Source organism: Pseudoxanthomonas dokdonensis, assembly GCF_001431405.1.
GTDB lineage: Bacteria > Pseudomonadota > Gammaproteobacteria > Xanthomonadales > Xanthomonadaceae > Pseudoxanthomonas_A > Pseudoxanthomonas_A dokdonensis.
In genome coordinates this window covers 459,295-485,990 of sequence record NZ_LDJL01000011.1, presented here as the reverse complement: position 1 = coordinate 485,990, position 26,696 = coordinate 459,295, and the positions used below count along the sequence as shown (strand labels likewise).

At 64.5% G+C, this 26,696-nt stretch carries 25 protein-coding genes and 1 tRNA gene; 18 read left to right on the top strand and 8 right to left on the bottom strand.

The genetic code is table 11. The annotated features are described in order from the left end of the window. Window positions 1-15: 15 nt before the first annotated feature. A complete protein-coding gene (locus tag ABB29_RS11825; RefSeq protein ID WP_057659223.1) occupies window positions 16-1,032 on the bottom strand; it encodes a LacI family DNA-binding transcriptional regulator in 1,017 nt (338 codons plus the stop codon). A gap of 344 nt (window positions 1,033-1,376) precedes the next feature. Between ABB29_RS11825 and ABB29_RS11820 the strand changes: the two genes are divergently transcribed. Next, a complete protein-coding gene (locus ABB29_RS11820; protein WP_057659508.1) occupies window positions 1,377-2,231 on the top strand; it encodes a PA4780 family RIO1-like protein kinase in 855 nt (284 codons plus the stop codon). A gap of 89 nt (window positions 2,232-2,320) precedes the next feature. Continuing rightward, the gene (locus ABB29_RS11815; protein WP_057659220.1) at window positions 2,321-2,776 is read left to right on the top strand and encodes an early set domain-containing protein; all 456 of its coding nucleotides are present in this window, start codon (window positions 2,321-2,323) and stop codon (window positions 2,774-2,776) included. A 130-nt stretch (window positions 2,777-2,906) separates the two neighbouring features. Here ABB29_RS11815 and ABB29_RS11810 read toward each other — a convergent pair whose 3' ends face one another. Continuing rightward, window positions 2,907-3,722, bottom strand: a complete 816-nt coding sequence (locus ABB29_RS11810; protein ID WP_157062612.1) for a polysaccharide deacetylase family protein — start codon at window positions 3,720-3,722, stop codon at window positions 2,907-2,909. Between the two features lie 376 nt (window positions 3,723-4,098). Continuing rightward, a tRNA-Phe gene (locus ABB29_RS11805) sits at window positions 4,099-4,174 on the bottom strand. A gap of 199 nt (window positions 4,175-4,373) precedes the next feature. Here ABB29_RS11805 and ABB29_RS11800 point away from each other — a divergent pair. Then, window positions 4,374-4,829: a DUF6491 family protein gene (locus tag ABB29_RS11800; protein WP_057659219.1), complete on the top strand. Its 456-nt coding sequence runs from the start codon at window positions 4,374-4,376 to the stop codon at window positions 4,827-4,829. 35 nt (window positions 4,830-4,864) lie between these two features. Here ABB29_RS11800 and ABB29_RS11795 read toward each other — a convergent pair whose 3' ends face one another. Genes ABB29_RS11795 through ftsY form a run of 3 tightly spaced genes read right to left on the bottom strand, consistent with a single transcriptional unit; the run spans window position 4,865 to window position 7,547 of the window. Then, entirely contained in the window at window positions 4,865-5,146 is a 282-nt protein-coding gene (locus ABB29_RS11795; RefSeq protein WP_057659216.1) for an oxidative damage protection protein, read from the bottom strand. A gap of 3 nt (window positions 5,147-5,149) precedes the next feature. Next, on the bottom strand, window positions 5,150-6,253 hold the full coding sequence (gene mutY / locus ABB29_RS11790) for an A/G-specific adenine glycosylase (protein WP_425414759.1): 1,104 nt from the start codon (window positions 6,251-6,253) through the stop codon (window positions 5,150-5,152). After that, complete coding sequence (ftsY, locus tag ABB29_RS11785) at window positions 6,243-7,547, bottom strand: signal recognition particle-docking protein FtsY (RefSeq protein ID WP_425414758.1); 1,305 nt, start codon at window positions 7,545-7,547, stop codon at window positions 6,243-6,245. The genes mutY and ftsY overlap by 11 nt, the downstream gene beginning before the upstream one ends. Here ftsY and rsmD point away from each other — a divergent pair. The 7 genes from rsmD (at window position 7,507) to ABB29_RS11750 (ending at window position 13,378) form a co-directional block, all read left to right on the top strand. Then, complete coding sequence (gene rsmD, locus ABB29_RS11780; protein ID WP_057659214.1) at window positions 7,507-8,091, top strand: 16S rRNA (guanine(966)-N(2))-methyltransferase RsmD; 585 nt, start codon at window positions 7,507-7,509, stop codon at window positions 8,089-8,091. The two genes, ftsY and rsmD, sit on opposite strands and share 41 nt — an antisense overlap. A gap of 25 nt (window positions 8,092-8,116) precedes the next feature. Then, the gene (gene coaD, locus ABB29_RS11775) at window positions 8,117-8,614 is read left to right on the top strand and encodes a pantetheine-phosphate adenylyltransferase (protein WP_057659213.1); all 498 of its coding nucleotides are present in this window, start codon (window positions 8,117-8,119) and stop codon (window positions 8,612-8,614) included. Window positions 8,615-8,690: 76 nt separating this feature from the next. Continuing rightward, window positions 8,691-9,194 carry a hypothetical protein gene (locus ABB29_RS11770; RefSeq protein WP_057659211.1) on the top strand — a complete coding sequence of 168 codons (504 nt, stop codon included), beginning with the start codon at window positions 8,691-8,693 and terminating at the stop codon, window positions 9,192-9,194. 66 nt (window positions 9,195-9,260) lie between these two features. After that, window positions 9,261-9,509 carry a YfhL family 4Fe-4S dicluster ferredoxin gene (locus ABB29_RS11765; protein WP_057659209.1) on the top strand — a complete coding sequence of 83 codons (249 nt, stop codon included), beginning with the start codon at window positions 9,261-9,263 and terminating at the stop codon, window positions 9,507-9,509. A gap of 114 nt (window positions 9,510-9,623) precedes the next feature. Further along, a complete protein-coding gene (ggt, locus tag ABB29_RS11760) occupies window positions 9,624-11,393 on the top strand; it encodes a gamma-glutamyltransferase (protein WP_057659207.1) in 1,770 nt (589 codons plus the stop codon). Window positions 11,394-11,439: 46 nt separating this feature from the next. Continuing rightward, window positions 11,440-12,330: an MBL fold metallo-hydrolase gene (locus ABB29_RS11755; RefSeq protein WP_057659206.1), complete on the top strand. Its 891-nt coding sequence runs from the start codon at window positions 11,440-11,442 to the stop codon at window positions 12,328-12,330. 580 nt (window positions 12,331-12,910) lie between these two features. Then, on the top strand, window positions 12,911-13,378 hold the full coding sequence (locus ABB29_RS11750; protein WP_057659205.1) for an REP-associated tyrosine transposase: 468 nt from the start codon (window positions 12,911-12,913) through the stop codon (window positions 13,376-13,378). Window positions 13,379-13,837: 459 nt separating this feature from the next. Here ABB29_RS11750 and upp read toward each other — a convergent pair whose 3' ends face one another. After that, a complete protein-coding gene (upp, locus tag ABB29_RS11745; protein WP_057659204.1) occupies window positions 13,838-14,473 on the bottom strand; it encodes a uracil phosphoribosyltransferase in 636 nt (211 codons plus the stop codon). 167 nt (window positions 14,474-14,640) lie between these two features. On the opposite strand from upp, the gene ABB29_RS11740 reads away from it, so the two are divergent. Genes ABB29_RS11740 through ABB29_RS11730 form a run of 3 tightly spaced genes read left to right on the top strand, consistent with a single transcriptional unit; the run spans window position 14,641 to window position 18,974 of the window. After that, window positions 14,641-17,202, top strand: a complete 2,562-nt coding sequence (locus ABB29_RS11740) for a TonB-dependent receptor (protein WP_083487837.1) — start codon at window positions 14,641-14,643, stop codon at window positions 17,200-17,202. A gap of 12 nt (window positions 17,203-17,214) precedes the next feature. Beyond that, window positions 17,215-18,351 (top strand): NHL repeat-containing protein, encoded by a 1,137-nt coding sequence (locus ABB29_RS11735; protein ID WP_057659203.1) that lies wholly within the window; start codon window positions 17,215-17,217, stop codon window positions 18,349-18,351. After that, entirely contained in the window at window positions 18,351-18,974 is a 624-nt protein-coding gene (locus ABB29_RS11730) for an inorganic diphosphatase (RefSeq protein WP_057659201.1), read from the top strand. Before ABB29_RS11735 ends, ABB29_RS11730 begins: the two co-directional genes overlap by 1 nt. 197 nt (window positions 18,975-19,171) lie before the next feature. Here the strand turns inward: ABB29_RS11730 and ABB29_RS11725 are convergent, their stop codons facing one another. Then, window positions 19,172-20,668, bottom strand: coding sequence for an aminotransferase class III-fold pyridoxal phosphate-dependent enzyme (locus ABB29_RS11725; RefSeq protein WP_057659199.1), 1,497 nt, complete (start codon window positions 20,666-20,668; stop codon window positions 19,172-19,174). 299 nt (window positions 20,669-20,967) lie between these two features. Here ABB29_RS11725 and queA point away from each other — a divergent pair, with 299 nt between their 5' ends. The 5 genes from queA to secF all read left to right on the top strand — a co-directional run bounded on the left by queA (window position 20,968) and on the right by secF (window position 26,692). After that, window positions 20,968-22,050, top strand: a complete 1,083-nt coding sequence (gene queA / locus ABB29_RS11720) for a tRNA preQ1(34) S-adenosylmethionine ribosyltransferase-isomerase QueA (RefSeq protein ID WP_057659197.1) — start codon at window positions 20,968-20,970, stop codon at window positions 22,048-22,050. A 77-nt stretch (window positions 22,051-22,127) separates the two neighbouring features. Beyond that, window positions 22,128-23,303, top strand: a complete 1,176-nt coding sequence (gene tgt, locus ABB29_RS11715; protein WP_057659194.1) for a tRNA guanosine(34) transglycosylase Tgt — start codon at window positions 22,128-22,130, stop codon at window positions 23,301-23,303. A 108-nt stretch (window positions 23,304-23,411) separates the two neighbouring features. After that, complete coding sequence (gene yajC / locus ABB29_RS11710; protein WP_057659192.1) at window positions 23,412-23,753, top strand: preprotein translocase subunit YajC; 342 nt, start codon at window positions 23,412-23,414, stop codon at window positions 23,751-23,753. A gap of 55 nt (window positions 23,754-23,808) precedes the next feature. After that, window positions 23,809-25,710, top strand: a complete 1,902-nt coding sequence (secD, locus tag ABB29_RS11705) for a protein translocase subunit SecD (protein ID WP_057659190.1) — start codon at window positions 23,809-23,811, stop codon at window positions 25,708-25,710. 16 nt (window positions 25,711-25,726) lie between these two features. Continuing rightward, window positions 25,727-26,692: a protein translocase subunit SecF gene (secF, locus tag ABB29_RS11700; RefSeq protein WP_057659188.1), complete on the top strand. Its 966-nt coding sequence runs from the start codon at window positions 25,727-25,729 to the stop codon at window positions 26,690-26,692. Window positions 26,693-26,696 lie beyond the last annotated feature (4 nt).

Below are 26,696 nucleotides of genomic sequence, written 5' to 3'. Positions count from 1 at the left end.
GCCCGGCAACCTTTTTTATGTCCGCTGGCGGTGTGCCGGACCGGTCGAATGGCGGATCTGCAGCGCGTAGGGCATGTGCGTCATCTGCCCGCTGGCCGGGTCCTGGATCGCTTTCAACAACTCCACGGTCGCCTGCCGGCCCATGTCGCGTGCCGGCTGGTGCACCGTCGTCAGGGTCGGGAATATCTGTCGCGATACCGGCGTATCGTCGAAGCCGCACACCGACAGATCACCCGGAATGTCCAGGCCGCGGCCATGGGCCACGCTCATCACCCCCGCGGCCATGTCGTCGTTGGCGGCAAAGATCGCGGTCGGCGGATCGTCCAGATCCAGCAGCGCATGCGCCGCCTGCATGCCGGAGTCGAAGGAAAATTCGCCTTGCACCACCAGCGACGGGTCGTAGTCGATGCCCGCCTGGCGCAGGCCATTGCAGTAACCCTCGTGGCGCCATTCGCTGGCGCCGTGCGCGGCGTGGCCACGGATGTGGGCGATGCGGGTGTGGCCCATCGATGCCAGCAGGCTGATCATCTCGCGCGCGGCTTCCTGCTCGTCCAGGGTCACGCCGATGCCGCCTTCGCGCACTTTGGGAGATACGCAGGCATACGGGATCCGCAACTCGTCCAGACGGTCGAGCAGGGCGATGCTGTCGGTCAGTGGCGGGGTCAGGATCAGCCCATCCAGACGCGACAGGGCGACCAGTGATTCCACCGTCTGCACGAAGTCCGCGCGGGTATAGGCCACCGGCTGCACCACCATCCCGTAGTGGTATTGCTCGCAGGCCTCGACCACGCCGGTGAGGATTTCCATCAGGTAGTTGGCCGACGGATTGTCGTACAGCAGTGCGACCAGATAGGACCTGCGGCCGGCCAGACTCCGGGCCGACGGGTCAGGGCGATAGTTCAGCGATTTGGCCACCGCCTGCACGCGCAGGCGGGTGGCTTCCTTGACGGTCGGCTCGTTGTTCAAGACCCGCGACACCGTCTTCATGGACACGCCCGCGGCGGCGGCCACGTCCTCAATCCTGACCCGCATATTCGGCACCCCTCCCCAGGGATATGGATCCAGCGTCGCCAACTCTGACAGCGCTGTCAGCCTCGAATTTAAGCGCATGCCGGCCGGCATTCAAGGCGCACTGCGGCAAGCGTCCGCGCAATGCTGGCAATGGAGTGCGATGGCCAGTGCTGGGCGATCCGGTCGCCATCACGAGTTGATTGCCACCAGGCCCGGCAAACCGCCCGCAGCCAGCCACCACGCGATGCGGGAATGGAGGCCCGCGTGCACGTGGCGACTGCGTTTTTGCCGATTCAATGCAAAGATGACCGCTTGGAACCATGCGATCCGTGTCGCAAGCGGCGTTCCCACCACGACAGGACACCATGAAAGTACCCAACGGATTGCAGGTTCTCATCGACGACGGGGTCATCGACCAGGTGCTGCGCCCACTCAAGAGTGGCAAGGAGGCGGCCGTCTATGTCGTCAGCAGCGGTGACGATGTGCGCTGCGCCAAGGTCTACAAGGATCTGGCGCAACGCAGTTTCCAGCAGCGCACGGTGTACCAGGAAGGCCGCAAGTTGCGCGGCAGCCGCGAGACGCGGGCGGCATCCAAGGCCACCCGCTATGGCCGCAAGCAACAGGAAGTGGCCTGGAAGAACGCCGAAGTCGACGCGCTTTATCAGTTGCGTGATGCCGGCGTGCGGGTTCCTGAACCGTATGGCTTTTTCCACGGTGTGCTGGTGATGGAGCTGGTGGTCGATGGCGAGGGCTATTCGGCGCCACGGATGGGCGAGGTCGAGTTGTCGGCCGTGCAGGCGCGGCAGTTCCATGGCTTCCTGATTGGCGAAATCGTCAAGATGCTGTGCGTCGGCCTGATCCACGGCGATCTGTCCGCCTACAACATCCTGCTGGGCGAAGACGGCCCGGTGCTGATTGATTTTCCGCAGGTGGTCAGCGCCGCCGGCAACAACGCCAGCCGCAGGATGCTGCTGCGCGACGTCAATGCGATCACTGCCAGCCTGGGCCGGTTTGCGCCCGAGCTGCTGGATACCTGGTATGGAGAGGAGATGTGGGCGCTGTACGAGTCAGGCGCGTTGCTGCCGGATACGGTGCTGACTGGCAGGTTCGTGCACGATCAGCGCAGCATTGATCTGGACGGCGTGCGCGAGGCGATTGAGGACGCCCGCCAGTTGGCCATCATCCGTCAACAGGGCCGCGAAGCCGCCGACGAGGATTGAGTCCGGCGCGCTTGCGATGGCATAGTCCAGCATCCAACCGGCATGCCGCCAGCGCATGCCGGGCTGAGCAAACATCCCGGGACTGATACATGCGCCACTTCGTGACCGCACTGATGACCGCCTGCCTGCTGCTGCCGCCTGTCATCGGCCGGGCGGCAAGCCCGTTTGCCGGCACCTGGCAACTGGTCGACGGCGAGTACCTCGACGAACATGGCCAGACCATCCGCTACCGCGACGTCGGCATGCAATCGCTGAAAGTGCTGGATGAGGCGAATTTCAGTTTCACCAGCATGGCGAACGGTAAATTCTGGAGCGCCGGCGCGGGCCAGTATCACCACCACGACAAGGTCTACATCGAGACGCCGCGCTATACCTCCTATGACGTGCCGGCAGGCCAGCGCTATGAGTTCCGCTATCAGTTGCAAGGTGATCGCTGGACCAACGAACGCTGGGAGCAGGGGCGTCGGGTCGAGCGCGAAGTGTGGCAGCGGGTGCCTGCTGCTGAAGCCGGCACCGAGCCAGGGCCCGGTGATTCCAGCCAGTAACACCAATGGGTTCTGTTGCTGGTCAAAATTTGACCAGACTACTTGACAGCATTGCGGCACAAAGCGTGCCGCCAGTTATCCACATGTTTGCGCCAGAACCATCCACACCTGCTGTGGACAACCGGCCGTGCTAGTGCGCGGCGGCCTGCTGCTCGCGGACGTATTGCATGATGTTGATGAACGTGTCCACCCATACCTGGTCCTGATGCATGGCCAGGTAGCCGAGCAGTTCGTCGTGCGCCTGCCGTGACACGCTGAGGTAATCGCCGCCGACCCCATGGAAGGTGAAGTTGACCATGGTGCCGGCTTCGATGGCCTGCTGTACGCGCTGGATCAACTGCTGGCCAGTCACGCCTTCCGGCGCCTCCACCGTCACCGCATAGGGATCCAGCGCCCACATGTCCGGTGTCACCGCGCCCTGGCCGAGCTTGATCGCGACGAAGTCCGGGTGCAGGGCGGCCACATAGTTTTCGCCATCGGCGATGACATCACCGCAGGGCACCGTCAGCGTGCGCTGTGTCCTGCCATCGATGGCGGTCAGCATGACGTTGGCCAGGCGCACCTGATCGATCATCTGCGCGGCGCTGGTGCGGTCCAGATCCCGCGACGGCTCGACCCACTCATGCCCCTTCAGCGATCCCGAGCACTGATGGAACAGGGTGTGGTTGCCCAGTTCATGGCCATTGGCCGCGGCCTGGCGCCATTCGGCCATCCGATCACGCACGGGATCACGCGACAGCTGCAGATAGAAACTGCCCTTCAGACCCACCCGGTCCAGCGCCGGGATGGCGATATCCAGTTGCGAATCCAGCGCATCGTCATAAGCCAGGCTGACCGCCGCCTTCCTGCCATCCGGCCAGGGAAACGGTCCGTGCCCAGCTGCATGCGCAGGCGCCAGCGGCAACCCAAGAAGCAATACCAGACCAAATCGCTTGAAGCAGATCACAGGCGTTCCCCAACGCAATCGCGAATGACCAACATTAGCCCAATGGTCGGAGTCGAGCCAGTATGTGGACGGTCCGGCGGCGCTGACCGCGGTGATGTCTTCGCATGGCGATGTGCACGACGTTGCGACGATCAGTCGATGCCATTGCGAAGGCCCGCAGCAAACTGCAACAGCGCGGCATGTATCTGGCCTGCTATGTCATGCAGCATATGCTCGCAACGTGGTAGGGCAGACCGATGAAAAAGCGAACCGCAGCGTCTGCCGAGCGGACACCAAGCAATCACGCCCAGCTCTGGCTGGCGCGGAGATTTTTAGCAGATCCGGGAGTTTTCAGCAGATGGGCTTTCGCAACTACCGTGGAAAGCCTTGCCACCAATGGTGGCCGGGGAGGGAATCGAACCCCCGACACAGGGATTTTCAATCCCTTGCTCTACCGACTGAGCTACCCGGCCATGGTTTTCGCTTTCGACAACAGTGCCGGTGCGAGGAGCGGAATGATACGGATTGCCAGCGCCCATGGCAAGCGTTGGCATTGCCCAAGGCGAAGGCTGGCCGGGGCGGGTGACGGCTTGGCTGGCGCTCACACAACCTCGCCGGGGCCGGTCTACCATGGCGGTGCTGTCCGGCCCGGACCCTGCCTGGAGGTATGCGATGAAACACTTGTTTGTTGCCGCCTGTGCGCTGCTGGTAGTCGCTGGCTGCGCCACCGGTCCGCGTCAGACCGATGCGCAGCGCCTGGCGATGTACCGCGACGTGGCCGGGGCCCCGGTCAAGGATTTCAACTTCTTCGGCAATCTGACTGGCTGGACGCCATTGGGCGATGGCGCGCTGGCGGTGTCGCCCAAGCTCAATGAAACCTATCTGCTGACCCTGAGCGGGCCATGCCCGGATCTGGATTACGCCCAGGCTATTGTCCTCAGCAGCATGAATGGCCAAGTGTCCGCTGGCTTCGACAAGGTCACGCCAATCGGTGCCGGCACTTCCGGGCCGCATATTCCGTGCCGCATCGACACCATCCAGCCGGTTGACGGCAAGGCGCTGAAAGCCTCGCAGCAGGAACTACGCGAAGCCAGCACCGTGCAGCGCTCCAGCGAAGACGCCGAGTAGGAAGTCCGCTGGAACCACAGCGGGACGACGCCGCATCAACGCGGCGCGGCGTCTTCGGGGACGTAGCCCTGTGGTTTTTCGGCGCCCCCGGCAAACAGGAATTTTTCCAGCTCTGCTTCCAGGAACGCGCGGTGCCTGGGATCGCGTGGTGACAATCGGTTTTCGTTGATCAGCATGGTCTGGTGGGCCAGCCATGCAGCCCACGCGGACTTGCCGATGTTGGCGAAAATGCGTTGTCCCAGCTCGCCGGGATAAGGCACGAAGTCCAGTCCTTCGGCATCGTGCTGCTGGTATTGGCAGAAAACGGTTCTTGGCATGGTTCAGCGGTCCAGCAATTTGCGGATGGGGGCGGGCAGGCCGAGCGCGCGCAGTTGCTCGCGGTCCAGCCACTGCAGGTCATTATCCTCGCCCACGCGGTCGCGCGGGCGCAGCCCGCTCAGCCGGCGCGGCTGGATCCGGAGTTTGTAGTGGCTGAACACGTGCGGCACGTCCGGCAGCGCCTGCGCGCTGGCGAAGTCGCCGCTGATGTGGCGGTCGAACCAGTCGCGTGCGGCGGCTTCGTCGCTCGCCTCAGGCAGCGACCACAGACCGGCCCAGATGCCGGTCGGCGGGCGCCGCTGCAGCAGCACCCGGCCCTGCTCGTCTTCCAGCCAAAGCATGATCGCTTCACGTTCCGGCAGCGCCTTGCCGGGCTTGCTGGTCGGCAGCTCGTCAACCCGCCCCTGGGCGAAAGCCACGCAGTCGGACTGCAGCACGCAGACCAGGCAGGCTGGCCTGGCGCGGGTACACAGGGTGGCACCGAAATCCATCTGCGCCTGGGTGTAGTCGGCCAGTCGGCTGTCGGGAAGATGCGCCTGCGCCTGCTGCCAGAGTTGTTTTTCCACCGCGGGCGTGCCCGGCCAACCGCTGATGCCGTGGTAGCGCGCCAGTACCCGCTTGACGTTGCCATCAAGAATCGCGAAGCGATCGCCCCAGGCCTGGGCCAGGATCGCGCCGGCGGTGCTGCGGCCAATACCGGGCAAGGCCAGCAATGCATCGAAGTCGCGCGGCAGATCACCACCGTGCTGTTCCACGCAGATGCGTGCAGTGGCATGCAGGTTGCGGGCACGGGCGTAGTAGCCGAGGCCGGCCCATTGCGCCGACACCTGATCCGGCGTTGCCGCGGCCAGATCCGGCAAGTTCGGGAAAGCCGCCAGGAATCGTTCGAAATACGGGATGACCGTACTGACCTGGGTCTGCTGCAGCATGATCTCCGACAGCCATACCCGATAGGCGCTGCGCGGGTGCTGCCAGGGCAGGTCATGGCGGCCGGCCTGGTCGAACCACTGCAGCAGGCGCGTGGCGAAGCGGTCATTGCTTACCGCCGCCGGGTCGGATGTGGGTTGATTGCCGACGTCGCCGCCGGCAGCAGGCTCAGCCGCCACCCAGTGCCTCGGGCAGCAGCGCGTCGACGAAGGCCTCGGCGTCGAACACGCGCAAATCCTCGGCGCGCTCGCCGATGCCGGCATAGCGGATCGGAATACCGAACTCGCGCGCCAACGCAAATACCACGCCGCCCTTGGCGGTACCGTCGAGCTTGGTCACCACCAGTCCGGTCACGCCGACCGCGGCATGGAACTGGCGCAGTTGCGACAGCGCGTTCTGGCCGGTGGTGCCATCGATGACCATCAGCACTTCATGCGGAGCCGACGGGTCCAGCTTGCCAAGCACGCGGCGAATCTTGCCGAGCTCGTTCATCAGGCCGGTCTGGGTATGCAGGCGACCGGCGGTGTCGGCAATCAACACTTCGGTGCCGCGTGATTTGGCCGCCTGCAGGGCGTCAAACGCGACCGATGCGGCGTCGGCGTCCTGTCCCTGCGCAATCACCGGCACGCCGTTGCGCTCGCCCCAGGCCTGCAGCTGGGCGACGGCGGCGGCGCGGAAGGTATCGCCGGCGGCCAGCATCAGGCTGTGACCATCGTCCTTGAAGCGGCGCGCCAGCTTGCCGATGGTGGTGGTCTTGCCGACGCCATTGACGCCTACCGTCAGTAGTACGAATGGCCTGGCGCTGCGATCGATCCGCAGCGGTTGCGCCACCGGTTGCAGCAATGCGATCAAATCCGCGCGCAGGGCCTTGAGCAGGGCGTTGGCATCGGCAAACTCACGCGCCTTCATCCGCTTGCGCAGGGCTTCAACCAGGGCGGTGGTGGCCGGCACGCCGACATCGGCGGTCAGCAAGGCGGTCTCTATTTCGTCGAGTAGATCGTCATCCAGCTTGGGATGACGGGCGAACATGCCACCAAAGCTGCGCGCGAACACGCTGCCGCGCAGGCGGTCACGCCAGCCGGGCTTGCCGGCCGCCGCTGGCGGTGCCTGGCCGGGGACGGCATCGTCCACTGCCGGCGACTTGTCAGTTGCAGCGTCAGCTGCCAGCACCGGCGCCGCTTCAGGCGGCCGGGCGGCAGGCGCCGGTTCGGCGTGCGCGACGTGTGGTGGCGCATCAACCACTGGCGGCGCGCCAGGCGCGAAGGCAGTGGCCTCGGTGGTGGGAGCATCGGGAGTTTGCTGCGGCGGCGCGGGCTGCTTTTCGGGCGGGCTCGCGGGCGCGTCAGGCTTCTTGCGTCGGAACCAGCTGACCATGACCCAAACAATCGCGGAGAATAGGACGCATGTTATCACCGGCACCCGGCAACCCCTGATGAAGCCCACCCGCAAACCCGCGCCCGGACAGGTGCGCATCATTGGTGGCCGTTGGCGCGGCAGCAAGTTGACGGTCGCCGACAGCCCTGGCCTGCGGCCGAGCAGTGACCGCGTGCGCGAAACCCTGTTCAACTGGCTGGGGCCGGGCCTGCCCGGTGCCAACGTGCTGGATCTGTTCGCCGGCAGTGGCGCGCTGGGACTGGAGGCGATATCGCGCGGCGCAAGCCATGCCACCCTGGTCGAACGCGACCCCGCGTTGGCGCACTCACTGCGGCAAGTGGTCGAACGGCTGGATGCCGGCGCCCAGGTGCAGGTGGCCGCCACCGATGCGCTGGCCTGGCTGCGGCAGACGCCGGCGCGGCGCTTCGATATCGTGTTCGTGGACCCGCCATTTGCGGCGCAACTCTGGCAGCCGGCCATCGACGGTATCGCGGCCCATCTGGCTGACGACGCATGGGTTTACCTGGAGTCGCCGCTGTCGCTGGCACCTGTGGTGCCGGCCGGTTGGCAACTGCACTGCGAGGCGGGCACCCGCGAGGTGCGCTATGCCCTGTACCGGCTTCACGGCGCTGTTACACTTTAGCCTGCTGCTTTCTGGTGGAACCACCATGGCTGTGCCTGCAACCCGGACCGCGCTGTATCCCGGCACGTTCGACCCGATAACCAATGGACACATCGACCTGATTGACCGTGCCGCGCCGCTGTTCGAGCGGGTGGTCATCGGCGTCGCCGAAAGTCCCGGCAAGGGACCGGCATTGCCGCTCGATTTGCGGGTCGAACTGGTCCGTCAGGCGGTGGCACGGCACCCGCATGTGGAAGTACGTGGCTTCGACAGCCTGCTGGCCACCTTTGCCAACGAGGTTGGCGCCGGCGTGCTGCTGCGTGGCCTGCGTGCGGTGTCGGACTTCGAATACGAATTCCAGCTGGCCAGCATGAACCGGCATCTGATTCCCGAGGTCGAGACCCTGTTCCTGACCCCGGCCGAACAATATGGCTTCATTTCCTCGTCGCTGGTGCGCGAAATCGCCCGCCTGGGCGGCGACGTTTCCGCGTTTGTGACACCGGCGGTCGATGCGGCGTTGCGAGCGCAGTGGAAGCGCGGCTAGCGCGGGGTTCCTCGCGCTGGATGCGTATGCTGTGGCACGATCTTCAACACTGACTTATCTGGAGGGGTATTTACCCATGAACAATATTGCCAAGCGCCTGCTGCTGGTCGCCTGCCTGGTGCTGCCTTTTGCCGCCTGCAAGAAGCAGGAAGAGGTGAAAGTGGACCAATCCGAACAGGCGCAGGCCGCACTGGTCGCACCGGCCAAGGACGACGACGCCGCATGGCGCACGTACCTGTCCGAAGTGGTCACCCGCAACATGGGGACCATCACCAATTCGCCGTACCTGTACTACCTGCCGCCGGAATCGGACCCGGAGTTCGAAGCCAAGTACCAGCGTTCGCTGGAACAGGCGCAGACCGCCATCGCCCGTGGCATCGTCGGCGGCAATCTGCTGGCCTTCGGTTCGTCGGCTTCCTCGCGCATGGCCGACCTGGTCGTGGCCTCGTTTGACGGCGTGCAGGAAAACAGCATGAAGGGCGTGCGCCTGCTGTTCATCGGCGATGCTGCCGACAATGAACGCGTGCAGGCCGCGGTTGCCCCGGCAGGTGTCGATTACGTCTTCGTCGAAGCCAAGTAAGCCCGCCTTGCACCACGGGATGCGTGCAATGCGCATCCCGTCGCGGCCTGGGCAGGTCAAGCAACCATGTCGCTGAAAATCAACGAATTGTGCGTCAACTGCGACGTCTGCGAGCCGGCCTGTCCCAACCAGGCCATCTCGATGGGCGAGACGATTTACATCATTGACCCCGCCCGCTGCACCGAGTGCGTCGGTCATTTCGATGAGCCGCAATGCGTGGTGGTGTGTCCGGTCGAATGCATCGACCCGGACCCGGCCCATCCTGAAAGCAACGAAGACCTGCTGGCCAAACTGCGTCGCCTGCAGGCTGGCTGAGCCGGCTCCGGCCGCTGCCGCGTCAGCTGATGCCGGGCCCCGGCGGCGGGCGCCAAGCCGACCGACGGCGCGCTGCCACGGACACTGTTAACCTGCATCCTGTTACGTGCCGTCTTGCAAGGAGTCACCGTGAAATTCCGTGGATCTGTGCTGCTCGCCTTCGCGCTGCTGTCTAGCCCTTTTGCCCATGCCGCGGAGCGCCCGGATGCTCCCGTGGCCACGGCCAGTACCCGTGGCGCCCATCCGCCCGGCGCGGCGATCGCCAGTGCCCATTCGCTGGCCACCGAAGCCGGCTTCGAAATCCTGCATGCCGGCGGCAATGCCTTTGATGCGGCGGTCGCGGTGTCGTCGGTGTTGTCGGTGGTCGAGCCAATCAGTTCCGGCCTTGGCGGCGGTGGTTTCTTCCTGCTGCACGATGCGCGCACGGGCAAGGACGTGTTTGTCGATGCGCGCGAAACCGCACCGGCCGCGGCCACGGCGGACAAGTACAAGGACGGCAAGGGCGGCATGAACCGCGACCGCGCCACCAATGGTCCGTGGGCCGCCGGCATCCCCGGTCTGCCCGCAGCACTGGTCCATCTGGCCCGTGAGTACGGCAAGTTGCCACTGAAGACCACGCTGGCGCCGGCGATCCGCATCGCCCGCGAAGGCTTCCCGGTGTATGGCCGGTTTGCCCGTGGCTATGCCGCCCGCAGCGATGTCATGGAACGCTACCCCGGCACCAGGGCGGTGTTTCTTGCCGCAGGCCATCCGCCGCAGGAAGGCGAATTGTTCCGCCAGCCGGATCTGGCCGCCACCCTGGAGTTGCTGGCCGCCAAGGGCCATGACGGTTTCTATCGCGGCGAAGTGGCGCGCAAGCTGATCGCCGGGGTCAAGGCCGAAGGCGGCCAGTGGACCGCCGCCGAGCTGGCCGCCTACCAGGTCAAGGAACGCGAACCGCTGCGTTTCAAGTACAACGACTGGCAGGTAACCACCGCGCCGCCGCCGTCATCCGGTGGCGTGGCGCTGGCCGAGATGCTGCAGATTCTGGATCCCTGGGACCTGGGCAAACTGGATGAAGCGCATCGCACCCATCTGGTGGTCGAAGCGATGCGTCGCGCCTATCGCGACCGCACCTTCTATCTGGGCGATCCCGACTTCGTCGATGTCCCGGTCAAGACCCTGACCAGCCCCGACTACGCAGCTGGCCTGCGCGCCACCATCAACCCGCAGAAGGCGACCCCCAGTGACCTGCTGTCGGGCGACCCGACCCCGCTGGAGGATGAGGAAACCACCCACTTCTCGATCATTGACGCCGAAGGCAACCGCGTCGCCGCGACCCAGACCGTCAATCTGCTGTTCGGCTCGGGCCTGATTCCACCGGGCACCGGTGTGCTGCTCAACAACGAGATGGATGACTTCGCGTTGCTGCCCGGCATTCCCAATGCATTCGGGGTGATGGGTTACGAGGCCAATGCCCCGGCGCCGGGCAAGCGCATGCTCAGTTCAATGACGCCGACCTTCATGGAATCCGATGACCGGGTGGCCGTGCTCGGCACCCCCGGCGGCAGCCGCATCATCACCATGGTCCTGCTCGGCATGCTGGGCTACGACCAGGGCCTGGATGCCAAGCAGGTGGCGGCGTTGCCGCGCTACCACCACCAGTGGATGCCGGACGTGGTCTCGGCCGAAACCGGCGCCTTCAGCAGCGAAGTCGCACAACAGTTGCGGGCGATGGGCCACACCGTCGATCTGCCTGAAGACAAGGTTTCGGCCGGCGGTTCCAGCCACCAGTGGGGCAACCTGCAGACCGTGGAATGGAACAAGCGCGACAACACACTGGACGGCGGCAGCGACCCGCGCAGTGATGTAGGCGAGGCCAAGGTCGAACTGTCCACGCACTGAATATCCAGCCGCTGCCCACAGGCAGCGGAACAACGCAGGTGAAGTCATGAAACTCTGGTCCATCATCGGTAATTCGCAGAAGCTCGATGGCGGCGCGATGTTCGGCAATGCGCCACGCGCGATGTGGGAAAAATGGGCGGCGCCGGATCAGCACAACCGCATCGAGCTGTCCTGCCGGGCGCTGCTGGCCAGCCCGTTGAATGGCAAGACCGTGTTGTTTGAAACCGGCATCGGCGCCTTCTTCGAACCGCGCCTGCGCGAACGCTACGGCGTGCAGGAATCCCGGCACGTATTGCTGGACTCGCTGCAGCAGGCCGGGTTTTCGCACGAGGACATCGACGTGGTGGTGCTCAGCCACCTGCACTTCGACCATGCCGGTGGATTGCTGGCAGCCTGGCAGGAAGGCCAGCCGGCACGCCTGTTGTTTCCCAATGCCACCTACATCGTCGGCGCCAGCCATTGGCAACGCGCGCTCAATCCGCATCCGCGTGACCGGGCCAGTTTCATCCCGGAGCTGCCTGACCTGCTGCAGCAAAGCGGACGCTTGGAGATCATCGACGGCCAGACCTCGCAGGCACTCGGCGACAGCGTCCATTTCAGCTACAGCGATGGCCACACCCCGGGCCTGATGCTGGCCGAGATCGTCGGCCCGGAAAGCGTCGATGGCCAACCGCATGGCGGGGTGGTGTTCTGCGCCGACCTGATCCCCGGCCGCTCGTGGGTACACGTGCCGATCACGATGGGCTACGACCGCAACGCCGAACTGCTGATTGACGAAAAGCGCCGCTTCCTCGAAGACAAACTGCAGCGCAACGTGCACCTGTTCTTCACCCACGATCCCGGCTGTGCACTGGCGCAGGTCACCCGCGACGAAAAAGGCCGCTTCGGCGTCACCCATACCGTTGTCGAACTGCACGCCCGACCCCTGGCCGCCTGATCAACCTCCGCGTAGAGCGGAGCTTGCTCCGCTGGCCAATGACACCGCGCCATATGCACATTGGCGTGCGCAGAGCAGCGCAGCAAGCTGCGCTCTACAGGAACAGACCACAGCCGTAGAGCGGAGCTTGCTCCGCTGGCCAACGACACCGCGCCATATGCACATTGGTGTGCGCAGAGCAGCGCAGCAAGCTGCGCTCTACGGGAGCAGGCCACAACCGTAGAGCGGAGCTTGCTCCGCTCGCCAGCCGCTCCGTGTCATGTGCACCCTGGTTGCGCGGCGCAGCGCAGCAAGCTGCGCTCTACAGGAACAGGCCACAGCCGTAGAGCGGAGCTTGCTCCGCTGGCCAGCCATTCCGTGTCATGTGCACCTTGGCTTCGTAGAGCAGCGCAGCAAGCTGCGCTCTACGGGAGCAGGCCACAACCGTAGAGCGGAGCTTGCTGCGCTGCACGTGCACCCCGGCTCCGCTATCCGCTGTAAACCAGTAACGGAAACTTCCGAATCCTGACCCGGCTTCAACCTACACATCAACAGCCGTTGAGCTGATGATCTAACCGGACGGGCTGCGTAAACATGAAGCATGAGCAGCCCGCGCCTGAAAATCGGAAGAGTCTCCAGCCCTGGCAACATCTACACGGTCACCACCATCACCGCCGCTCGCCGGCCCTTGTTCCAGCGCGCCGCCAATGCCCAAGTCATCATCGCGGGCATGCGACAGTGCGAAGTCGAACAGCGACTTGAAACCCTGGCCTATGTGGTGATGCCGGAACACCTGCATTGGATGTTCGAGTTGAAAGCGGATTCGCTATGCGGCTGCGTGCAAGCCTTCAAGTCGCGGACAGCGATTGCGACCAATGCGGTGATGAAAACGACAGGGACGGTGTGGCAGCCGGGGTATTACGATCATCGCCTCCGCAGTGATGAGGATCTACGCATCCAAGCGCGCTATCTGATCGATAATCCAATCCGCCGTGGCCTGGTCGAAGCGGTCGATCAATATCCCTTCTGGGCCTGTAAATGGATCGCCAACCGCCAGGACCTGGCGTAGAGCGGAGCTTGCTCCGCTAGCCAACGACACCGCGCCATATGCATCTTGATTTGCGCAGAGCAGCGCAGCGAGCTGCGCTCTACGGGGAGCAAAGTCCATACCCGCATTTCGTAGAGCGGAGCATGCTCCGCTGAACCAACCAACGCGCGAAGATTATCGTTGCCATGCAGAAGCAGCGCAGCAAGCTGCGCTCTACGGGGAGCAAAGCCAACGCCTGCATTCCGTAGAGCGGAGCTTGCTCCGCTGGGCCAATCAACGCGCGAAGATTGTCGTTGCCATGCAGAAGCAGCGCAGCGAGCTGCGCTCTACGGGGAGCAAAGCGAACGCCTGTATTTCGTAGAGCGGAGCTTGCTCCGCTGGGCCAATCAACGCGCGAAGATTTTCGTTGCCGTGCAGAAGCAGCGCAGCGAGCTGCGCTCTACAGAAGCATGGAGCTGCAGCCGGGTCTTGTCCTTCGTGCTATGCCCCGACCCGGGTGCCGAAAATCCGGTCGCCGGCGTCGCCGAGGCCGGGCAGGATGTAACCGCGTTCGTTGAGCTGTTGGTCAATTGCAGCGGTATAAACCTCGACATCCGGATGGGCTGCTTCAAGTGCAGCCAGGCCTTCCGGCGCGCAGACCAGGAAGATGCCCCTGATGCGACGGCAGCCTGCGCGCTTGAGCATGTCGACAGTCGCGATCAGGGTACCGCCGGTGGCCAGCATCGGATCCAGGATCAGCGCATCGCGTTCGTCCAGGCGACCAGCCAGCTTTTCGAAATAGGGCAGGGGCTGCAGGGTTTCCTCATCCCGCTGCAAGCCGACCACGCTGACACGGGCAGTCGGCAACAGCGCCAGCACGCCCGGCAGCATGCCCAGCCCGGCGCGCAGGATCGGCACCAGCGTGATCTTGGCCCCGGCAATGCGGGTGACCTCGACCGGGCCGGCCCAGCCGGCCATGGTCTGGGTGGTGGTATCCAGATCGGCAGTAGCCTCGTAGGCCAGCAATGTACCCAGCTCGGTCACCAGCTCACGGAAGTCGCGGGTATTCAGGCTGGCGTCGCGCAGCAGGCCGATCTTGTGTTTGACCAGGGGATGACGGACTTCGATGGTTTTCATGTCGGCACGATGACCACGGTGGTTTCCGCCGCATTCTGGCACGTGCGGCCAAGGCTTTCGACCGCCTTGCAAGCAGGTTGTCATGTTCGCGTCGCTTCGCTGTCATTTTGCGGCAACGCAGCGGACATAAGGTGCCCGCACCAGAAAAAACTCATTCGGGGATCTTCGTGCATACCAAACATCGTTTGTGCCTGGCGGTTACGCTGGCACTGGGTGGCATCGGCCTGTCCGATGCCCAGGCAGCCAACCAGCCTGACGCCGCCACCACCGCCGCCGACGCCACGACCCTGGATGGCATCCAGGTCCGTCCGCAATACGATGCGCAGATGCGCGCGATCGACTTCAAGCGCGACGCCAGTGCGATCCAGGATGGGGTGTCGTCCGACTCTTATGGCCAGTTCCCCGACCAGAATGCCGCCGAGGCCATCCAACGGGTGCCGGGCGTCAGCGTGACGCGTGACCAGGGCGAAGGTCGCTACGTGGTGGTGCGGGGCCTGGACCCGGCACTCAACACGGTCAGCGTCGACGGGATCAGCATCGGCACCCCGGAATCCGATACCCGTTCCGCGCCGCTGGACGTCATCCCGGCCGAGTCGACCGAGCGCCTGACCGTGGTCAAGGCGCCGACACCCGACATGCCCGGCGACTCGATCGGTGGCGCGATCCAGGTCGAATCGGCCTCGGCGTTCGATCGCAAGGGCCGTGACCTGCGCGCCAAGCTGGAAGCCGACCATCAGGACCTGAGCGGTGAAACCAGTCCGAAGGGTTCGTTCAACTACAGCGACATCTTCAACGACACCTTCGGCATCGCGCTGGGCGTCAACTACCAGAACCGCGACTACCAGTCCGACAACATCGAAGTCGAGTATGACGAACATGACGACGTTGCCGACGAACTGTTTCCGGTCGAAGTGCAGCAGCGCAAGTACACCATCAACCGTGAGCGTACCGGTGCCAACCTAAACCTGGACTGGCGACCGGATGCGGACAACAGCTACTTCCTGCGCACGCTGTACAGCCGCTTCACCGACGAGGAGACGCGCCTGCGCGCGATCATCCCGCTGGGCGAGGGCGACGTCACCCAGACCGGTGCGCACAGCTACCTGGTGGAAGGCATCGATCCGGGCGACTTCGGCCGCCGCGTCCGCTATCGCACCAAGGACGAAGACGCCCTGGCAATCAGCGCCGGCGGCGAGAATCGCCGCGACGGCATCGTCGTCGATTACCGCCTCGGCTATACCAAGACCCACGAATGGGTGAATGACGAGATCGAGTCCCGGTTCGACTACGACGGCAGTGATGATCTTTCCGCCACCGTCGATACCCGGCGTGGCATCCCCCGTTTCGAGATCCTGGATCCCGCCGGCGACGGCTGGCTGCGCAACGACAACTACGAGTTCGACCGCTTCGTGGTGTCACCCAAGCAGGTCGTGGACGAGGAAAAGAGCGCAGAGGTCAACCTGGACTTCATCGGCGATCGGATCAGCTGGAAGGCCGGCCTGAAGGGACGTTGGCGAGATCGTGACGTCAACGTGGACGAACGCGAGCTGCGTCAGGGACCAGGCTTCAGCCTTGGCGAGTGGAGTGCCGCGGCCCCGGACTACCGTCATGGTGACATCGGTGATGGCGTCGATACCGGCGCCATGAACGACTACATCGGTGGCCACCTGGACGAGTACGGCGAACGTCCAAAGGACGTGGCGGCAAACACCGAGGTGTCCTTGATCGAGGACTACAGCTCGACCGAAGACATCATGGCCGCCTACCTGATGGCCACCGCCGACTTTGGTGCGCTGCGGGTGATCGCCGGTGCGCGCATGGAAAACACCCAGTTCCACGCCACCGGCAACCAGGTCGATCTCGAGGACGAGGAGACCATCGCGTCGATCAGCCGCCGCGAAGTCTCCAGCAACTACACCAGCGTGCTGCCGGGGCTGCACCTGCGTTACGACGCCGGCAACGACTGGGTGTACCGCGGCGCCTATACCGAGACGATCGCCCGGCCATCGTTCGGTGACATCTCGCCGCGGGTGAAGATAAACCGCGACGACGAGGAGATCGAGACGGGCAATCCGGAACTGGATCCCTACCAGTCGCAGAACCTGGATTTTTCCCTCGAGCACTACATCAACGAGTCGGGCATCTTTTCGCTGGCCGTGTTCGGCAAGCGCATCGGCGGCTACATCGTCAATACCCTGAGCCAGGACAATCCGGACTTCCCGGGCTACGAGGTGTTGCGCCCGGTCAATGGCGGCGACGCCGACGTCTATGGCCTCGAACTGAACTGGCAGCAGCAGCTGGACTTCCTGCCATCGGGCTGGGATGGCTTGCTGGTCGGCTTCAGCGGAACCTGGCTGGATACGTCGTTCGACGCCAGCATCGACGGCCGCGACCAGGACGATTTCAAGCTGCCGCGGGCCTCCGATCAGATCTACAGCGCCAGCATCGGCTACGAGAAGAATCGCCTGAGTGCACGCCTGGCGGCGGTGTACCGCAGCGAATACCTGGACACGATTGGTGATGACGCCCGCTACGACATCTACGTGGCGCCCAACACCCAGTTCGACTTCTACATGAGCTACGAGTTCAGCAAAAACTGGTCGCTGTTCCTGCAGGGCAGCAACCTGTTGGACGAACCGCTGGAGCTTTACCAGGGAGAGTCGGCGAACACGTTGCAGAACGAACTGTACGGGCGCAGCTACGCGCTCGGCATCAAGATCAAGCTGTAAGGAAACCATACGATGAAGAACAACCCACTGGCGCTGGCCGCGATCGTGATGACCGTACTGCTGTCAGCCTGTGCATCGAACAGCACCGGCAGTGACCGCCCGGATGCCGACGAGCGGGGCAGCGCCGCGCATGTGGCGGCAGCGGATACCCGCGACATACCCACCGTGCAGGAAAGCCTGCTGACGCCGATGACCCCGCCGGACAACGTCGATTCGCCGGCGACCTGGCATGCAGCCGACGGCAGCGTCCTGTTGCTGGCCACGGCCAAGAAAAGCGATCGCTTGATGGTCTATGACGGCCTGACCGGCGCCAGCCTGCGCACGGTCGGCGGGCCTGGCCGCGGTGCCGGTCAGTTCAACCGGCCCAACGGCATTGCCGTGGTCGGCGATATGGCGTTGGTGGTGGAACGCGACAATCACCGGGTGCAGGTGCTGGCGCTGCCGGAAATGAAGTCACTGGGCAGCTTCGGTGCAGGTGAATTGATCAAGCCCTACGGACTGTGGGTGAACCCGCGTGGCGACGGCTGGGACGTCTATGTCACCGACGCCTACATGGCCGGGGAAGACGCGATGGGCGAGGACATCCTGCCGCCGTTGGCGCAGTTGGACAAACGCGTCAAACGCTACCACCTGCGCGTCGATGGCGGCCAAGCCAAGGCCACGCTGGAAGACCAGTTTGGCGATACCGGCGAAGCGGGCGCGCTGCGGATCGTCGAGTCGATCTGGGGCGATCCCAGTCATGACCGCCTGCTGATCGCCGAAGAAGACGAGTCCTTCGCCAACGAGCTCAAGATCTACCGCATTGATGGCCATTTCACCGGCAAGACGCTGGGGCAGGGCAGGCTGCTGGCCCAGGCCGAAGGCGTGATGCTGAAGACCTGTGGCGACCAGGGCTGGTGGGTGGCGACGGAACAGGGCAAGCAGCGCTCGATCTTCCATCTGTTCGCACGCGACACGCTGGAATATGCCGGCGCGGTGGCAGGGCATGTCGTGGCCAACACGGACGGCATCTGGGTGGACAACCAGCCATCGTCGCGGTTCCCGCAAGGCGCGTTGTATGCCGTCCATGACGACCAGGGTGTGGTCGCCTTCGACTGGCGCGAGATCGCCAGGGCGCTGTCATTGCCCGCTTGTACGGTGACGAGATAATGAGGTGGCGGGCAGTCGCTGGACTGGTGCTGCTATGCGCGGCGGCCAGTCACACCGGAATGGCGGCGACGCCGTCGGTCGTCCATCCCTTCCTCGTCGCGCAGCCGAAGGACGCTCCGGCCGAGGTCATGCTGGCGGTGGAGATCCCCGCCGGCAGCATCACCAAATACGAGATCGACGAACAGGGACTGGTCTACGTCGACAGATTCCAGTCGATGCCGGTGACCTATCCGGCCAATTATGGCTCGCTGCCGCGGACACTGGCCGGTGATGGCGACCCGTTGGATGCGCTGGTGCTGACCCGCGAGCCGCTGCATCCCGGCGTGCTGATCCGGTTCCGGCCCGTAGGCGTGCTGCGGATGCTCGACGGCGGCGAGCACGACGAGAAAATCATCGGCGTGCCGACCGACAAGGTCGATCCGACCTATGCCGGCATCCGCGACCTGGCCGATCTGCCCGCTATCGAGCGCCAGCGCATCGAGGCGTTCTTCCGTGTCTACAAGGATCTGCCAGCCGGACGCAATCCAGTGACGCTGGATGGCTTCGGCGACGCCCAGGCCGCACGCGCTCTGATCAGTGAGTCGATGCAACGATTCGAGCGATCGAATACGACGACGCCGTAAACAAAGGCTTGCGACAGCGCCAGGATGAAAGCAGGGCAATGGGTGCCGAGGCAGCGGGGCGAGCTCGGTTACCTCGGCGCAGGTCACTCCAGGCTGTTGTGGAACCAGGCTTGTCCGCCGGCTTTTGCCGCAACCGGCGGCCATCGCGGCCGCCGGCAGAGTAGCGGAGCGAGCTCCGCTCTACTTCATTCGTCGGCTCAGGCCGCAGCGGCCTGTTCGGCGCGCGGACCTTCGCGCAGCGCTTGGCCGACCAGCGCGACCAGCAGGTCCAGTTCTTCCTCGCTCATCGCGAAATGCGGAGTGAAGCGCAGCGAGTTGGCGCCACCGTGGATGACGTTAAGGCCATGCTGGCGCAGCCATTCTTCGGTGGAGCCGGCGCCGTAGCACTTGAACTGCGGGGCGAGTTCGCACGAGAACAGCAGGCCGGTGCCCTGCACCTGGGTGATCAGGCCACCCAGTTCGTCCTTCAGTTTTTCCAGTTTCTGCACGGCCTGTTCGCCACGCAGGCGGATGTTCTGGCGGATTGCCGGGGTCAGTTGCGCCAGCACCGCGCAGGCCACGTCCAGGCCACGCGGATTGCTGGTCATGGTGTTGCCGTAGATGCCCTTGCGGTACAGGCCGGCGACGCGGTCGTTGACCGCCAGCACCGACAACGGGAACTGGGCGGCGTTGAGCGCCTTGGAATAGGTCTCCATGTCCGGCGCTTGCTGTTGCTCGAAGCCGGGATAATCGACGATCGACAGCACGCCGTGGGCGCGCAGGCCGGCCTGGATCGAATCCACCAGCAGCAGGCTGCCGTGCTCGCGGGTCAGTTCGCGGGCCACCTGGTAGAACGCTGGCGGCACCGAACGACCGGGGTCGCCTTCGCCCATCACCGGCTCGAGGAACACCGCCTCGATGAACCATTGGTTACTTTTGGCGTCGGCGAATACCTGCTTGAGTGCATCGCTGTCATACGGTGCGACCGTGATCACCGAATGCTCGTCGCGATAGCTGGCCAGGTGCTGCTGATAGGTCTTGCGCGAGGAATCCGAATACAGCGCCGGTCGATCGGTACGGCCATGGAAACTGCCCTTGACCACCACCCGCTTGACGCTGCAGCCGGCATGCGCGCCGCCGGCATCGGTCTGCAGCTTGGTGTTGACGTCGGCGATGCGTGCGGCCAGGCCGACCGCTTCGGAACCGGAATTGAGGCACAGGAACCGTGAGAACGGACAACCGCCGCGGCTATGGCCGATTTCACGGCGCAGGGCGCGATCGAACTGAAGCTGCGACAGGCTGGGGGTCATGATGTTGGCCATCACCTGCGGCCTGGCCATCGCATCGATGATCGCCTGCGGGGTGTGGCCGAAGCCGAGCATGCCGTAGCCACCGGCGTCATACAGCACCGCGCCGTTGATGCTGACCACCCACGGGCCACGCGCCACCAGGGCGATATAGGGGTTGATCGCGTCGTCGGCATAGAAGTTGACGAAGCCGCGCTGCACCGAGTGGATCTGATCGGCTTCATCCTGGTCGAACAGGTCGCTGAACTCGTCCTGCAATTGCGCATGGGCGGTCGCCGCGGCCTCGATCGCGGCGCCCAGATCCGGGTGCGAGGGCAGCAACCGCTCCAGCGTGGCATCGTCCAGTCCGTGGGTCAGCCGTTTGCCGGGGTGCGCCCGTAGCGGGGCCAGCTTGTCGATCACACTCATGTTCTTCCTCCTGGGGGAAACGCGCGGGAGAGCCCTGCGGCGCCCGCGTGCGATGTTCCTCGCATGCGGTGTTTCCTATTGATTTCAATACGTTGCCCGATGCTAACACGCCGATTTTGGCGCGGTAACCCCCACCCGGCAGGGGCCGGCGACTGCTGCGATGCGGCATCGTGGCGAGCGGCCAGCAGCGGCGACCAAGGCGGCTCCGGCCTGACTACCGGTGTCGGCGGCGGCCATCGACGGCGGGCCAGGGCAGCTCACTGGGTACAATGTGCACTTTGCTGTCAGCACGCCTTACCGTGAAGAAATCCGATTTCCATTTCGAGCTGCCCGAGGCGCTGATCGCGCAGGCGCCCCTGGCCGAACGTTCGGCCAGTCGCATGCTGGTGGTACCGCCCGCGGATGCAGCGCTGGTCGATCAGCACGTGCGTGATCTGGTGGACTGGTTGCGGCCCGGCGATCTGCTGGTGTTCAACGACACCCGGGTCATTCCGGCACGGCTGTTCGGGCAGAAGGACACGGGCGGGCGGGTCGAAATCCTGATCGAGCGACTGCTGCCGGACAACCATGCGCGGGCGCAGATCGGTGCCAGCAAGTCGCCCAGGCCCGGCGGCCGCATCCAGCTCGATGCCGGTGGCAGCGCCGAGGTGCTGGGGCGCGAGGGTGAGTTCTACCAGTTGCGCTTCGATGTGCCGGATTCACTGGAAAGCTGGCTGCTGAAAGCCGGTCGACTGCCGTTGCCGCCGTACATCCAGCGCGAAGCCGGGGTCGATGACGATGAGCGCTATCAAACGGTGTTCGCGCGCAACCTGGGCGCGGTCGCCGCACCGACCGCCGGGCTGCATTTCGACGATGCGTTGCTGGCGGCATTGCGCGGCAAAGGGGTGGAGTTCGGCCATGTCACCCTGCATGTGGGTGCCGGCACTTTCCAGCCGGTGCGGGTGGATGACGTACGCCAGCATCACATGCACAGCGAATGGTTGAATGTCGGCGCCAGCCTGGTCGAACAGGTCCGCGCCACCCGTGCGCGTGGCGGGCGGGTGGTGGCGGTCGGCACCACCGTGGTCCGCGCGCTGGAAAGCGCCTGGCGCAGCAGCGATGCCTCGCCCGGGGGCGAGTTGCAGCCGTTCGCCGGTGAAACCCGCATCTTCATCTTTCCCGGCTATCGCATCCGCAGTGTCGACGCGTTGCTGACCAATTTCCATCTACCGGAAAGCACGCTGCTGATGCTGGTGTCGGCGTTTGCCGGCAAGCAGCGCATCTTCGATGCCTATGACCACGCGGTGCGTGAGCGCTACCGGTTCTTTTCCTACGGCGATGCGATGCTGCTGTTCCCGGCGCAACATCCAGAACCAACCCCGGCAGGCAGCCACACGGACTGACCACCGCGGGTCGCTCGCGATGCCGTCCCTACCTGTTCACTGAACTTCATGCCCTCCGGGCGAAGCTGAAAACCACCATGTCACGAATGAATTTCCAACTGCTCGGCAATGACGGCGTCGCCCGCCGCGGCCGTCTGACCTTCCCGCGTGGCACGGTCGAAACGCCGGCCTTCATGCCGGTCGGCACCTATGGCTCGGTCAAGGGCATCCTGCCGGAACATATCGAAGCGCTGGGCGCGGAAATCATCCTCGGCAATACCTTCCACCTGTACCTGCGGCCGGGTCTGGAGGTGATCGAAAAACACCAGGGCCTGCACCGCTTCGCGCGCTGGGACAAGCCAATCCTCACCGATTCCGGTGGGTTCCAGGTGTTCTCGCTGGCCCACAGCCGCAAAATCACCGAACAGGGCGTGACCTTCGCCTCGCCGGTGGACGGCAGCAAGGTGTTCCTGGGGCCGGAAGAGAGCATGCATATCCAGAAGGTCCTGGATTCGGACATCGTGATGATTTTCGATGAGTGCACGCCGTATCCGGCGACCGAGGAGGTGGCTGGCAAGTCGATGGAACTCAGCCTGCGCTGGGCCGAACGCAGCAAGCGCGCCCACGAAGGCAACGACGCGGCGCTGTTCGGCATCGTCCAGGGCGGCGTGCATGAGCGCCTGCGTGAGCGTTCGGCGGCCAGGCTGCGCGAGATCGGCTTTGACGGTTATGCCATTGGCGGACTGGCAGTGGGTGAGCCGGAGGCCGAACGCAATCGCATGCTCGACCATGTGCATCCACTGCTGCCGGACGACCAGCCGCGTTACCTGATGGGCGTGGGCCGGCCCGAGGATCTGGTCGAGGCGGTGGCGCGCGGGGTCGACATGTTCGACTGCGTGATGCCGACCCGCAACGCCCGCAATGGCCACTATTTCACCTCATTCGGCACCGTACGCATCCGCAACGCCAGATACGAGCAGGATCTGGACCCGATTGAGCCCGGCTGCGGCTGCTATGCCTGCAGCCATGGTTACACGCGTGCGTATCTGCGCCACCTGGACCGCTGCAACGAAATGCTGGCACCGATGCTGGGGACGCTGCACAACCTGTGGTACTACCAGAAGCTGATGGCCGACATGCGTAGCGCCATCGAGCAAGGCGGCTTTGCCTCGTTCCGCGAGCATTTCTATGCCGCGCGCGGCGCGGCGCTACCGGGCCAGGGCATGCCGGTGGCGCCATCCGCGGGAACCAAACCGGCGCCACGCGGTCTTTAATCCGCCACCGGCCGGCAGACCCGGCGGGGCGGGGAGCGCTTGCAGCGACGGGGATGGCCCTTGCGTGGCATAATTCCCGGCTATTTTCGTACTTGGACGGATAAATACATGAATCTGCTCGATATTGTTGTGGCCACGGCGCAGATGCCGCTGGTCGGTGCGGCCCCCGCGGGCGGTGGCCTGAGCATGCTGGTGATGCCGGTGGCCCTGATTGCGGTGATGTACTTCCTGATGATCCGGCCGCAGATGAAGCGCCAGAAGGAACACCGGGCCATGCTGGACAAGCTGTCCAAGGGCGACGAGGTCATCACCTCCGGCGGCATCGCTGGCACCGTGGTCGGCCTGGGTGACAACTTCGTCACCGTCGAAATCGCCAATGGCGTGCAGGTCCGCGTGCAGAAGGCCGCGGTCGGCAACGTGCTGCCCAAGGGCACCCTGAAGTCCGCCTGATTTCTTTCTTTTTCTCCTGAGCGCTGGCCCGTCCGGGTTGGCGCGGGTAGCCGGTATGCTTGAATTCCCACGCTGGAAATACGTGCTCATCCTGTTGGTCGTGTTGTTCAGTGCGTTCTACGCGCTGCCCAATATCTACCCGCAGGATCCTTCGGTGCAGATCACCGCCAACCGTGGCTTCGAAATCGACGCCAACCTGACCAAGCGGGTGGAAACGGCGTTGAAAGGCGCTGGCGTCACCGCCAAGTCACTGGATCAGGACGACAAGAGCCTGCTGGTGCGGTTGTCCAGCCTGGAAGACCAGACCAAGGCCAATGACACCCTGCGTCCGGTACTGGGCGAGGACTACACGCTGGCATTGAACCTGGCTTCGACCGTGCCCTCCTGGCTCAGTGACCTCGGCGCGCGGCCGATGGTGCGTGGCCTGGATTTGCAGGGCGGCGTGCATTTCGTGCTACAGGTCGACCAGAAGGCGGCGCTGGACAAGCGTGTCGACGCCTATGTCGAAGACACCCGGGTGACCCTGCGTGACAACCGCGTGCGCTACGAGTCGGTCGAACGCCGGCCCGACAACAGCATCGTGGTGACCCTGGCCTCGGCCGACGAAGGCGGCAAGGCCCGGGATCTGCTGGCCAAGAACCTGAGCGCGTCCAATGCCAGTGGCAGTGCCGCGCTGGTCGGCGGTGCCGGCCTGAGCTACAGCCTGGAAGGCAAGCAGCTGACCATCGGCCTGCCGGAAAGCGAACTCAACCAGATCGCCGGCGATGCCATCGAGCAGAACATCACCACCCTGCGCAACCGCATCAACCAGCTGGGCGTGGCCGAACCGATCATCCAGCGCCAGGGTAGCGACCGCATCGTGGTCCAGTTGCCGGGTGTACAGGACACCGCCGAAGCCAAGCGCATGATCGGTGCCACCGCGACCCTGGAATACCGTGCGGTGGTCGATGGCAATGCCTACGACGCCGTGTCCAGCGGCAACGTGCCGCCAGAAGCACGGGTCTACTACCGTCGCGAACTGGGTCCGGATGGCAAGCCGGTGCCGGTGCTGCTGAACAAGCGCATCATCACCTCGGGTGACCAGATGGTCACCGCCACCGCCTCGACCGACCAGAACGGCCTGCCGGCGGTCAGCGTCAAGTTGAACAACGTTGGTGGCCAGCGCATGTTCGACTTCACCAGCGCCAATGTCGGCAAGCCGATGGCGGTGGTCTACATCGAGCGCATTCCGCAGGTCGACATCGTCGACGGCAAGGAAGTCCGTACCACCCGGGTCAAGGAAGAAGTGATCTCGGTGGCCAACATCAATGGCGTATTCGGCAAGGATTTCCAGACCACTGGCCTGGAAAAGACCGAAGCCGATGAACTGGCCAAGCTGCTGCGCGCCGGCTCGCTGGCCGCGCCGATGGACTTCGTCGAAGAACGCATCGTCGGCCCCAGCCTGGGCAAGGAAAACGTGGAACGCGGCGTCACCGCGGTGGTCTACGCGTTCGTGTTCACCCTGGTGTTCTTTTCGATCTACTACCGCATGTTCGGCGTGATCACCGGCATCGCCCTGCTGCTTAACCTGCTGATCGTGGTCGCGGTGATGTCGCTGTTCGGCGCGACCATGACCCTGCCTGGCTTCGCCGGCCTGGCGTTGTCGATCGGCCTGTCAGTCGATGCCAACGTGCTGATCAACGAGCGCATCCGCGAAGAGCTGCGCGCTGGCGTGCCGCCCAAGACCGCGATTGCCAGCGGTTACGAGAAGGCCGGCGGCACCATCCTCGACGCCAACCTGACCGGCATCATCGCGGGCGTGGCCTTGATGGCATTCGGTACCGGTCCGCTGAAGGGCTTCGCGATCACCATGGTCATCGGCATCCTGGCCTCGATGTTCACCGCCATCACCGTTTCACGCGCACTGGCGGTGCTGATCTACGGGCGTCGCAAGAAGCTCAAGTCCGTGGCCATCTAAGGGAACGAACGACAACATGAACATCTTTCCGTTTACTTTCATTCCCAACGATACCCGCATCGACTTCATGCGCATGCGCGGGGTCGCGCTGACCGTCGCCGGCCTGCTGTTCCTGGCGGCGCTGGGCGGCATCATCGGCAAGGGCTTCAACTACGCCCTGGATTTCACCGGCGGTACCGTGGTCGAAGTCCGCTTCGAGCGTCCGGCCGACGTGGCCCAGGTGCGCGAGCGGCTCGGCAAGGCCGGCTACGAAGGCGCGCAGGTGCAGAACTTCGGCAGTGGCAGCGACATCCTGGTGCGGCTGCAGCCGCGTGACGGGGTGACCTCGACCGACGCCAACAACCGCACCGCCCAGGAAGTGCTGGCCGCGGTCGGCACCAGTGACAACAAGGCGACCCTGCTGCGCAACGAATTCGTCGGTCCGCAGGTCGGCAAGGAGTTGGCGATGAATGGCCTGTATGCGGCCATCTTCGTGGTGGTCGGCTTCCTGATCTACATCGGCTTCCGCTTCGAATGGAAGTTCGCGGTGGTGGCCACCCTGACCACGCTGTTCGACGTGCTGCTGTCGGCGGCCTACTTTGCCTGGACCGGGGCCGACTTCGACCTGACCGTGCTGGCCGGCCTGCTGTCGGTAATGGGTTTCTCGATCAACGACACCATCGTCGTATTCGACCGCGTCCGCGAGAACTTCCGCGGCATGCGTGCCGGCCCGATGGAAGTGATGAACCAGTCGATCAACCAGACCCTGTCGCGCACCATCATCACCTCGCTGGTGTTCTTCCTGTCGGTGCTGGCGCTGTACCTGTATGGCGGCGGCTCGCTGGAAGGCCTGGCGCTGACCCAGATGATTGGCGCTGTGACCGGTACCCTGTCGTCGATCTTCATCGCCTGCCCGCTGTTGACCATCGGCTTCCTCAAGGTCACCAAGCAGGACCTGATGCCCAAGGCCAAGGACGAGGCCGCACTGGCGCGTCGTCCCTGAGCCG